Origin of the sequence: Streptomyces sp. NPDC050548, assembly GCF_044457385.1 — a bacterium.
GTDB lineage: Bacteria > Actinomycetota > Actinomycetes > Streptomycetales > Streptomycetaceae > Streptomyces.
On record NZ_JBITGV010000014.1, the window covers coordinates 237318 to 248516 of the forward strand.

General features: G+C 69.1%; 9 protein-coding genes. 8 read left to right on the forward strand and 1 reads right to left on the reverse strand.

All coding sequences use genetic code 11. The features are described from left to right. Positions 1 to 55: 55 nt before the first annotated feature. The 8 genes from ACIBJH_RS33555 (at position 56) to pgi (ending at position 10341) form a co-directional block, all read left to right on the forward strand. Complete coding sequence (locus ACIBJH_RS33555) at positions 56 to 3013, forward strand: M14 family zinc carboxypeptidase (RefSeq protein ID WP_399120665.1); 2958 nt, start codon at positions 56 to 58, stop codon at positions 3011 to 3013. Between the two features lie 189 nt (positions 3014 to 3202). Next, positions 3203 to 4213 (forward strand): type I glyceraldehyde-3-phosphate dehydrogenase, encoded by a 1011-nt coding sequence (gene gap / locus ACIBJH_RS33560; protein ID WP_399120666.1) that lies wholly within the window; start codon positions 3203 to 3205, stop codon positions 4211 to 4213. 146 nt (positions 4214 to 4359) lie between these two features. Next, positions 4360 to 5571, forward strand: a complete 1212-nt coding sequence (locus ACIBJH_RS33565; RefSeq protein WP_200712137.1) for a phosphoglycerate kinase — start codon at positions 4360 to 4362, stop codon at positions 5569 to 5571. A 5-nt stretch (positions 5572 to 5576) separates the two neighbouring features. After that, positions 5577 to 6353 (forward strand): triose-phosphate isomerase, encoded by a 777-nt coding sequence (gene tpiA, locus ACIBJH_RS33570; protein WP_399120667.1) that lies wholly within the window; start codon positions 5577 to 5579, stop codon positions 6351 to 6353. A 104-nt stretch (positions 6354 to 6457) separates the two neighbouring features. Then, positions 6458 to 6691, forward strand: coding sequence for a preprotein translocase subunit SecG (secG, locus tag ACIBJH_RS33575; RefSeq protein ID WP_200712135.1), 234 nt, complete (start codon positions 6458 to 6460; stop codon positions 6689 to 6691). Between the two features lie 206 nt (positions 6692 to 6897). Then, complete coding sequence (locus tag ACIBJH_RS33580) at positions 6898 to 7233, forward strand: RNA polymerase-binding protein RbpA (RefSeq protein ID WP_003957010.1); 336 nt, start codon at positions 6898 to 6900, stop codon at positions 7231 to 7233. Between the two features lie 132 nt (positions 7234 to 7365). Next, complete coding sequence (locus ACIBJH_RS33585) at positions 7366 to 8634, forward strand: MFS transporter (protein ID WP_399120668.1); 1269 nt, start codon at positions 7366 to 7368, stop codon at positions 8632 to 8634. A 54-nt stretch (positions 8635 to 8688) separates the two neighbouring features. After that, entirely contained in the window at positions 8689 to 10341 is a 1653-nt protein-coding gene (gene pgi / locus ACIBJH_RS33590; protein WP_399120669.1) for a glucose-6-phosphate isomerase, read from the forward strand. 73 nt (positions 10342 to 10414) lie between these two features. Here the strand turns inward: pgi and pgl are convergent, their stop codons facing one another. Further along, entirely contained in the window at positions 10415 to 11197 is a 783-nt protein-coding gene (gene pgl / locus ACIBJH_RS33595) for a 6-phosphogluconolactonase (protein WP_399120670.1), read from the reverse strand. Between the last annotated feature and the right edge of the window lie 2 nt (positions 11198 to 11199).

Here is an 11199-nt window from a genome sequence, read left to right on the forward strand (position 1 = left end):
TGTCATGAGCCTGGCAACAGTTCGCTGTTGTGGCGGACAGTTGCTAGGGGGATTCATGAGACACAGAGCGAGATCGATCCTCGCTGTCGGTGCACTCCTGATCGCCGGGGCGAGCATCGCGCCGATCGCCCAGGCGCAGGGCGGTAGTTCCACGAAGGCCGACCCCGACGAGGTCAAGGTCTTCCACGCCGACGTCACCCAGAAGCAGATACCCCTGCTCCTGAAGGCCGGACAGGACGCGCACGAACTCGGCGACAACAAGTTCTCGGCCGCCGGCAAGACCGCCGTCGAGGTCTACCTCACCGACCAGCAGGCCCAGAAGCTGGAGAAGCAGGGCGTCGACCTCACCGAGCACACCCTCTCGGCGAAGGCCGAGACCCGCGTCGAGGACGCGGCGCAGGGCGTGTTCCGGCCGTACAGCGGAAGCGGCGGCCTCAAGGAGGAGATCGTCAGGACCGGGCAGGCCAACCCCGGTCTCACCAAGGTCGAGTCCATCGGCAAGACGATCAACGGCCAGGACATCCTCGCGCTCAAACTGACCAAGAACGCGAAGAAGACCAAGGACGGCTCCAAGCCCTCCGTGCTGTACGTGTCCAACCAGCACGCGCGCGAGTGGATCACGCCGGAGATGACCCGCCGGCTGATGCACTACTACCTGGACAACTACAAGACCGACAAGCGCGTCAAGAAGATCGTCGACTCCACGGAACTGTGGTTCGTGCTCTCCGCCAACCCGGACGGCTACGACTACACCTTCAAGGACACCAACTCCCGCCTGTGGCGCAAGAACCTGCGGGACGTCAACGGCGACGGCACCATCTCCACCGGCGACGGCGTCGACCTCAACCGCAACTTCGCCTACAAGTGGGGCTACGACGACGAGGGTTCGTCCCCGAACCCCACGAGTGAGACCTACCGCGGCACGGCCCCCGCCTCCGAGCCCGAGACGCAGGCACTCGACAACTTCGAGAAGCGGATCGGCTTCAGCTACGGCGTCAACTACCACTCCGCCGCCGAACTCCTCCTCTACGGAGTCGGCTGGCAGGTCGCGACGCCCACCCCGGACGACGTGCTCTACAAGGCGCTCGCGGGTACGCCCGACAACCCGGCGATCCCCGGCTACCACTCGCAGGTCTCCTCGGAGCTGTACACGACCAACGGCGAGGCGGACGGCCACGCGTCGAACGTCAACGGCATGTCGATGTTCACCCCCGAGATGTCGACCTGCCAGACCGCGTCGAACATCGACCCCAACGACGCCTGGAACGCGGCCGACTGCCAGTCCGTCTTCAACTTCCCCGACGACGAGAAGCTGATCCAGGACGAGTTCGCGAAGAACATCCCCTTCGCGCTCTCCGTCGCCGAGACCGCCGTCCACCCCGACCAGCCGACCTCGTCGGTCGGCCTGACCGCCGCCGACTTCACCCCGGCCGGCTTCCCGACGTCGTACGCGCGCGGCGCCGACCAGACGGTCTCCGTCGTCGTACGGAAGTCCGTGCGCCACAAGGAGCTCAAGTACCGCGTCGACGGCGGCCGTACGCAGGACGCGGCGCTCAAGCCCTGGAAGGGCGGCCAGACCTACGGCGGGGACGACAACCTGTACTTCGACGAGTACCGGGCCAAGGTCAAGGGCGGCGACCCGGGCGACAAGGTCGAGGTGTGGTTCACCGGCAGGACGAAGGCCGGGAAGCCCACCTCCAGCGCCCACTTCACGTACACGGTCGCCCAACGGCCCGCCGCCGACACCCTCGTGGTCGCCGAGGAGGGCGCCGCCGCCACCCAGACACAGGCCTACGTCGACGCGCTGAAGGCCAACGGCCGCAAGGCGGTCGTCTGGGACGTCGCCACGCAGGGCGCGCCCGACGCGCTCGCCGTGCTCGACCACTTCAAGACGGTTGTCCACTACTCCGGTCCCACGGGCCCCGGCAACGACACCCAGCTCCAGCTGCGCGCCTTCCTCAACGAGGGCGGCAAGCTGATCGAGGCCGGCGAACAGGCCGGCGGCTCCGTCGCCCTCGCCGACGGCACGCCCTCGAACGACTTCAGCCAGTACTACCTGGGCGCCTACTCCCGTACGTCCCTCCCCGGGGCCACCGGCTTCAACGGCTCCGGCAAGCTGGCCGGCTTCGCGGGCGCCCTCAGCGGCGCGCCCGGCAACCCGCTGGACCGGGCGGGCAGTTACAGCGTCACCTCCGACTCGCTGTCCCCGGCCACCTACCCGCAGTTCGCGAGCGCCGGCGCGGGCCAGTTCGCCGGGACCGTCAACCCGTACGGGCCCTACGCGGGCTCCTACATGGCCGCCGCCGTCCACACCGACGACGCCTACAAGCGCCTCACCCGCACCATCGACCTCACCGGGGTGAGCGCGGCCGACAAGCCCACGCTGCGCAGCGAGTTGCTGTGGGACACCGAGCCCGGCTACGACCACGCCGTCGTCGAGATCCACACCACCGGCGCCGACGACTGGACCACGCTCCCGGAGGCGGGCGGCGCCACCAGCACCGCGCTGCCCTCGGAGTGCGAGGCCGGGTTCCTGGTCGCCGAACACCCGTGGCTCAAGCACTACCTGACGTTCGCCACCACCGGCTGCACCGCGACCGGCTCCACCGGTTCGTGGAACAGCTTCACCGGCGCCTCCAACGGCTGGCAGCAGGTCAACTTCGACCTGAGCGCCTACGCCGGCAAGTCCGTCGAGGTGTCGCTCAGCTACATCACCGACCCGGGCTCCGGCGGCCACGGCGTCCTCGCCGACGACGCCTCGCTAGTCGTCGGCGGCACGGCCACCCAGACCGAGGGCTTCGAGACCTCTCTGGGCGCTTGGAGCGTGACCGGACCGCCCCCGGGCAGCCCGGCGGTCCTGAAGGACTGGACGCGCACGGGAGCCCTGTTCCAGACGTACGGCGCGATCACCACCGACCGCACCGTGCTGCTGGGCTTCGGCCTGGAACAGGTCACCTCGGCGACCGACCGCGCGGCCCTGCTCAAGAAGGCACTCGCGGCTCTGAAGAGCTGACGCGGTGTGACGATGTCATGAACATCCAGGGCGGTCCGTACCCCTACTGGCGGGTACGGACCGCCCTGCGGTGTATGGGGCATCTCGATGTCACCACGGGGGGCTCAGGGAGGTAGGGTCGTAGGCGGTCGGGGACATCCCATACAACTCGCCGGCACTGAGCCGGCGTACCAACGAGGAGATCGGTTCGTGACGATCCGCGTAGGCATCAACGGCTTTGGCCGCATCGGTCGTAACTACTTCCGCGCGCTGCTGAAGCAGGGTGCTGACATCGAGATCGTGGCTGTCAACGACCTGGGTGACACCGCGACCACCGCTCACCTGCTCAAGTACGACACCATCCTGGGCCGTCTGCCCGCCGAGGTGTCGCACACCGCCGACACGATCACCGTCGACGGGCACACGATCAAGGTCCTGTCCGAGCGCAACCCCGCCGACATCCCGTGGGGCGAACTGGGCGTCGACATCGTCATCGAGTCGACCGGCATCTTCACGAAGAAGGCCGACGCCGAGAAGCACATCGCCGGCGGCGCCAAGAAGGTCCTCATCTCGGCTCCGGCCAAGGACGAGGACATCACCATCGTGATGGGCGTCAACCAGGACAAGTACGACGCGGCCCAGCACCACGTCATCTCGAACGCCTCCTGCACCACCAACTGTGTGGCGCCGATGGCCAAGGTTCTCGACGAGAACTTCGGCATCGTCAAGGGCCTGATGACCACGGTGCACGCGTACACGAACGACCAGCGCATCCTGGACTTCCCGCACTCGGACCTGCGCCGCGCGCGTGCCGCCGCCGAGAACATCATCCCGACCACCACCGGTGCCGCCAAGGCCACCGCCCTGGTCCTCCCGCAGCTCAAGGGCAAGCTCGACGGCATCGCGATGCGCGTCCCGGTCCCGACCGGCTCGGCCACCGACCTGGTCGTCCAGCTCCAGCGCGAGGTCACCAAGGACGAGGTCAACGCCGCGTTCAAGAAGGCCTCCGAGGACGGCGACCTCAAGGGCTACCTGACCTACACCGAGGACCCGATCGTCTCCTCGGACATCGTCGGCGACCAGGCCTCCTGCACCTTCGACTCCCTCCTGACCATGGTCCAGGACGGCACGTCGGTGAAGATCCTCGGCTGGTACGACAACGAGTGGGGCTACTCCAACCGCCTCGTCGACCTCACGGTCTTCGTCGGCGGCCAGCTCTGACCACCGGAGCAGGCAACTCGATGTGAGCCAGGGCTCGGGCAGCGCACGCCGCGCTGTCCGGGCCCTGCGCCACGTGGTGATCGATCAGCCCTCTCGGATCCGAAGAGCCCGAAGAGCTTGAAGAGCCTTCCCTAGGAGCCCCATTCATGAAGACGATCGACGAACTTCTCGCCGAAGGCGTGGACGGCAAGCGGGTCTTCGTCCGCGCCGACCTCAACGTCCCGCTGGCCGACGGCCTCATCACCGACGACGGCCGCATCCGCGCCGTACTGCCCACGATCAAGGCCCTCGTCGAGGCGGGCGCCAAGGTGATCGTCGCCTCGCACCTGGGCCGCCCCAAGGGCGCCCCGGACCCGGCCTTCTCCCTGCTGCAGCCCGCCGAGCGCCTCGCCGAACTCCTGGGCGCGCCCGTCGCGTTCGCCCAGGACACGATCGGCCCCGCCGCCCACGACGCGGTGCGCGGCCTGGAGCCCGGCCAGGTCGCGGTCATCGAGAACCTGCGCTTCAACGCGGGCGAGACCGCCAAGGACGACACCGAGCGCGGCGAGTTCGCCGACCAGCTCGCCGCCCTGGCCGACATCTACGTAGGAGACGGTTTCGGCGCCGTGCACCGCAAGCACGCCTCCGTGTACGACCTCCCGGCCCGCCTGCCGCACTACGCCGGCTACCTCATCGCCACCGAGGTCGGCGTCCTGAAGAAGCTCACCGAGGACGTCAAGCGGCCCTACGTCGTCGCCCTCGGCGGCTCCAAGGTCTCCGACAAGCTCGCCGTCATCGACCAGCTCCTCGGCAAGGCCGACCGGCTGCTCATCGGCGGAGGCATGGCCTTCACCTTCCTCAAGGCCCAGGGCTACGAGATCGGCGCCTCCCTGGTCCAGGACGACCAGCTGCCCGCCGTCACCGAGTACGTCGAGCGCGCCGCGAAGAACGGCGTCGAACTCGTCGTCCCCGTCGACGTCGTGGCCGCGACCGCCTTCCCGGACCTGAAGACGAAGGCCCCCTCCCACCCCGTCACCGTCGCCGCGGACGCCATCCCCGCCGACCACATGGGTCTCGACATCGGTCCCGAGACCGGTGCCCTGTACGCCTCGAAGCTCGCCGACGCGGCCACCATCTTCTGGAACGGCCCGATGGGCGTCTTCGAGCACCCCGACTACGCCGAGGGCACCAAGGCGGTCGCCCAGGCCCTCGTCGACTCCCAGGCCTTCACCGTCGTCGGCGGTGGTGACTCCGCCGCCGCCGTCCGCATCCTGGGCTTCGACGAGACGGCATTCGGACACATCTCGACCGGCGGCGGCGCCTCCCTCGAATATCTAGAGGGCAAGACGCTCCCCGGCCTCGCCGCACTGGAGGACTGACCTACATGAGCACGCGCACGCCGATCATGGCGGGCAACTGGAAGATGAACCTCAACCACCTTGAGGCCATCGCCCACGTCCAGAAGCTCGCCTTCGCCCTCGCGGACAAGGACTACGAGGCCGTCGAGGTCGCCGTCCTGCCGCCCTTCACCGACCTGCGCTCCGTGCAGACCCTGGTCGACGGCGACAAGCTCAAGATCAAGTATGGCGCCCAGGACATCTCGGCCCACGACTCCGGCGCCTACACCGGCGAGATCTCCGGAGCGATGCTGGCCAAGCTGAAGTGCACGTACGTGGCCGTCGGCCACTCCGAGCGCCGCCAGTACCACGCCGAGACCGACGAGATCGTCAACGCCAAGGTCAAGGCCGCCTACAAGCACGGCCTCACCCCGATCCTGTGCGTCGGCGAGGAACTGGAGATCCGCGAGGCGGGCAACCACGTCCCGCACACGCTCTCCCAGATCGAGGGCGGCCTCAAGGACGTCCCGGCCGAGCAGGCCGAGTCGGTCGTCATCGCCTACGAGCCCGTCTGGGCCATCGGCACCGGCAAGGTCTGCGGCGCCGACGACGCCCAGGAGGTCTGCCAGGCCATCCGCGGCAAGCTCGCCGAGCTGTACACCCAGGAGCTGGCCGACCAGGTCCGCATCCAGTACGGCGGCTCCGTCAAGTCCGGCAACGTCGCCGAGATCATGGCCAAGCCCGACGTCGACGGTGCCCTGGTCGGCGGTGCCTCGCTGGACGCCGACGAGTTCGTCAAGATCGTGCGCTTCCGCGACCAGTGAGACCATGAGTAGGCCGTAGCGACGATCCGTCGTACCCTTGCGGGGACATGGCTCCACAGCCGTGTCCCCGTCGTCCGTCCGAATCCGAGGAAGTTGGTCCAGCCGTGGTTTTGGGGTTCTCGATCGCCCTGATCGTCTTCAGCCTGCTGCTGATGCTGCTGGTGCTGATGCACAAGGGGAAGGGCGGCGGTCTCTCCGACATGTTCGGTGGCGGCATGTCGTCGTCCGTCGGTGGTTCTTCGGTGGCCGAGCGCAACCTCGACCGCATCACCGTGGGGCTCGGTCTTCTGTGGTTCACCTGCATCGTCGTGCTCGGCCTGCTGATGAAGACGAGCTGACCGCACGTTCCTTCGCACATTCCGTACGTAAGGCCCCATGTTCGGTACGCGCAGCTGAGCGCGGCCTATCATGGGGCTTGCGTCTAGGTGTAGGGGCTGTAACTCCAACCACTGGACGCGCGTTGGGCCTTACGTAGACTGAGGCGCTCGCAACGGAGCGAAACGCCGACTCGCTTCGCGGCACCATCACGCAGGGAGTTACGACCGTGGCAAGTGGCAACGCGATCCGTGGAAGCCGGGTCGGGGCGGGGCCGATGGGTGAGGCCGAGCGTGGCGAGTCCGCGCCCCGGCTGCGCATCTCCTTCTGGTGCTCCAACGGGCACGAGACGCAGCCCAGCTTCGCCAGCGACGCGCAGGTCCCCGACACCTGGGACTGCCCGCGCTGCGGCTTTCCCGCCGGACAGGACCGGGACAACCCGCCGGACCCGCCGCGCACCGAGCCCTACAAGACGCACCTCGCGTATGTACGGGAGCGGCGCAGCGACGCGGACGGCGAGGCGATCCTCGCCGAGGCACTCGCCAAACTGCGGGGAGAAATCTAGGAGTTGAACCGGCCGGACGCCCACAAGGTGTCTGGCCGGAGCTGTTTCGCACCCCGGCGGCCGACCCGCCCCGGACCGATTGTCAGTGGCACCCTCTACGGTTTGTGCATCGGCGAACCGTGAGGGGGAGTGGTGACGACGGTCGAGGTGACGGGCAGTCATGTGCCCGCGTGGCGTGGGGGGTTCGGGCGGCTGTGGAGCGCCGCCGTGATCTCCCGGTTCGGGGACGCGCTGCGTACGGCCGCGCTGCCCCTGCTCGCCGTGCGGCTCACCGACGACCCGCTCGTCATCGCCTCCGTCACCGCCTGTGGATACCTCCCCTGGCTGCTCTTCGGACTGCTCGGCGGGGCCGTCGCGGACCGGGTCGACCAGCGGCGCGCGATGTGGGCGGTGGACTCGTTACGGGGGCTGCTCGTCGCCTCCTTCGCGCTCGCCGTCGGACTCGGCCACGCCTCGATCCCGCTGCTGCTCGCCCTCGCCTTCTGCCTGACCACGCTCCAGACCCTCTTCGACAACGCGTCCACGGCTCTCCTGCCGTCCCTGGTGGCCCGTGAGGCGCTGGGCAGCGCCAACGCCCGGCTGATGACCGGCCAGCAGCTCGCGGGCGGTCTGCTGGCCGGCCCGCTCGTGCCGCTGCTGCTGACGGCCGGGGCCTTCATGCCGTTCGCCGCCGATGCGAGCACCTACCTCCTGGCCGCCGCCCTGGTGGCCTCCCTGCGCACCAGGCCGCCCGAGCGGGAGCCGCGCCCGGCCGGCAGCACCCTCAGGACGGAGATAGGGGAGGGTCTGCGCGCGCTGTGGGGCGACCGGGGCCTGCGCGCCGTCTGCGTGGCCACCCTGCTGTGCAACATCGGCATGGGCGCCCTGATCGCCACACTCGTCCTCCATGTGACGCGCTGGCTGGACGCGGGCAACGCCGGATACGCGGCGGCGATGACGGCGTACGCGGCCGGCAGCTTCTGCGGCGGCTTCGTCGCCCAGCGGATCGCGCGCCGCACCGGCCGGGTCCGGGCGCTGCTGGTGGCCGGGAGCGTACAGACGTCGTCGCTGCTGCTCATCGGCACCGTCCGGCACTTGGGCGCCCTGGTCCTGGGCATGCTGCTGCTCGGCGCGATGAACATGGTGTGGAACGTCAACCAGGTCACCCTGATGCAACAGCGCAGCCCCGCCGCCATGGTCGGCCGCATCGCCTCCGCGTTCCGCACGTCCTCGACGTCGGGAGCCCCGCTCGGCGCGCTGCTCGGCGGAGTCGTGGCCGGGAGCTTCGGGCTGAACGCACCCGCCCTGCTCGCGGCAGCCCTCTTCGGGCTCGCCGTCGCCTCGTTGATACCCGCGGTCAAGCCGGACGTACCTGTTGTTGCCCAGCAGGACAACGGGACGACCGCTCGCGCCACGGGCTGATCAATTAGGTTGGAACCGGCCCCCAGGTCGGTAGGAAAGAAGGCTGAAGTCGCAATGAACGCAGACGGCCGTACCAGGCTCAACCAGACGCCCGAGTGGACCGCGTTGGCCAAGCACCGCGAGGAGCTCGGCGAGGTGCAGCTGCGGGAGCTGTTCGCCGCCGATCCCGGACGCGGCACCGGCTACACGCTCCGGGTCGGTGACCTGCACCTCGACTACTCGAAGCACCTCGTCACCGACGAGACCCTGCGGCTGCTGCATACGCTGGCCGCCGCCACGGACGTGTTCGGGCTCCGGGACGCCATGTTCCGCGGCGAGAAGATCAACGTGACGGAGGACCGCGCGGTCCTGCACACCGCGCTGCGCGCCCCGCGCGACGCCGTGATCGAGGTCGACGGCGAGAACGTCGTGCCGCAGGTGCACGCGGTCCTCGACAAGATGGCCGGCTTCGCCGACCGCGTCCGCTCCGGCGAGTGGACCGGCCACACCGGCAAGCGCATCAAGAACATCGTCAACATCGGCATCGGCGGCTCCGACCTCGGCCCGGCGATGGCCTACGAGGTGCTGCGCAGCTTCACCGACCGCGATCTGACGGTCCGCTTCGTGTCGAACGTGGACGGCGCCGACCTGCACGAGGCGACCCGCGACCTCGACCCGGCCGAGACTCTGTTCATCATCGCGTCGAAGACCTTCACCACGATCGAGACGATCACCAACGCGACCTCCGCCCGCGACTGGCTGCTCACCGAGCTGAAGGCCGGTCAGGACGCCGTCGCCAAGCACTTCGTGGCGCTGTCGACGAACGCCGGGAAGGTGTCGGACTTCGGCATCGACACGGACAACATGTTCGAGTTCTGGGACTGGGTCGGCGGACGCTACTCCTACGACTCCGCCATCGGGCTCTCCCTGATGATCGCCATCGGCCCGGACCGCTTCCGGGAGATGCTGGACGGTTTCCACCTCGTCGACGAGCACTTCCGCACCGCGCCCGCCGTGTCCAACGTGCCTTTGCTGCTCGGCCTGTTGGGCGTCTGGTACGGCAACTTCCACGACGCCCAGTCGCACGCCGTGCTGCCGTACTCGCACTACCTCTCCAAGTTCACGGCCTACTTGCAGCAGCTGGACATGGAGTCCAACGGCAAGTACGTGGGCCGGGACGGCCAGGAGGTCGACTGGCAGACGGGCCCGGTGGTGTGGGGCACGCCGGGTACGAACGGGCAGCACGCCTACTACCAACTCATCCACCAGGGCACGAAGTTGATCCCGGCGGACTTCATCGGCTTCGCCGAGCCGGTGGCGGAGCTGAGCGAGGGGCTCAAGGCGCAGCACGACCTGCTGATGGCCAACTTCTTCGCGCAGACACAGGCGTTGGCGTTCGGCAAGACACCCGACGAGGTGCGCGCGGAGGGGGTCCCCGAAGAACTCGTGCCGCACAAGACGTTCAAGGGCAACCACCCCACGACCACGATCCTGGCCCGTGAGCTGACCCCGTCGGTGCTCGGCCAGCTCATCGCGCTCTACGAGCACAAGGTGTTCGTGCAGGGCGCGGTCTGGAACATCGACTCCTTCGACCAGTGGGGCGTCGAGCTGGGCAAGGTCCTCGCCAAGCGCGTCGAACCCGCCCTCACCGAAGGCGCCGACGTACCCGGGCTGGACGCGTCGACGACGGCCCTGGTCGCCAAGTACCGCGAGCTGCGCGGGCGTTGAGGCAGCGAAGAGCCCGTACGGCAGACGTGACATCGTACGGGCTCTTCGGCAGGTTGCCGGTGGTGTTCAGGCGTCAGGCCGAAGCCGGCGGATACAGGGCGCGGGGCAGCTGTGAGGCCGCCGCCGCGTCCAGCAGCCACAGGGTGCGGGAGCGGCCCTGGGCACCGGCGGCCGGTGCCTGGATCTCGCCCGCGCCGGACAGCGCGATCGCCGCGGCCTCCGCCTTGTCCGCGCCCGCCGCGAGCAGCCACACCTCACGGGCGGAGCGGATCGCCGGCAGGGTCAGGGTGACCCGGGTCGGCGGCGGCTTGGGCGCGCCGTGGACGCCGACGACCGTGCGCTCGGTCTCCCGTACGGCGGGCAACTCCGGGAAGAGTGACGCCACATGGGTGTCCGGGCCGACGCCCAGCATCAGCACGTCGAAGGTCGGCACGGAGCCGTGGTTCTCGGGACCGGCGGACCGGGCGAGTTCCTCGGCGTAACCGGCCGCCGCCGCGTCCACGTCGGTGCCGTAGAGACCGTCGGACGCGGGCATGGCGTGCACGCGCTTCGGGTCCAGGGGCACCGCGTCGAGCAGTGCCTCGCGGGCCTGGGTGACATTGCGTTCCGGGTCGCCCTCGGGCAGGAACCGCTCGTCGCCCCACCACAGGTCGAGGCGGCCCCAGTCGATGGCGTCCCGGGCGGGCTGTCCCGCCAGGGCCGCCAGCAGACCGTTGCCGTTGCGACCGCCGGTGAGCACGATCGAGGCGTAGCCGCGCGAGGCCTGCGCGTCCACGATCTTCGTGATCAGCCGGGCCGCGGCGGCCTGGGCCATCAGTTCCTTGTCGCGGTGGACGACGAGCTGGGGAGTACTCACTG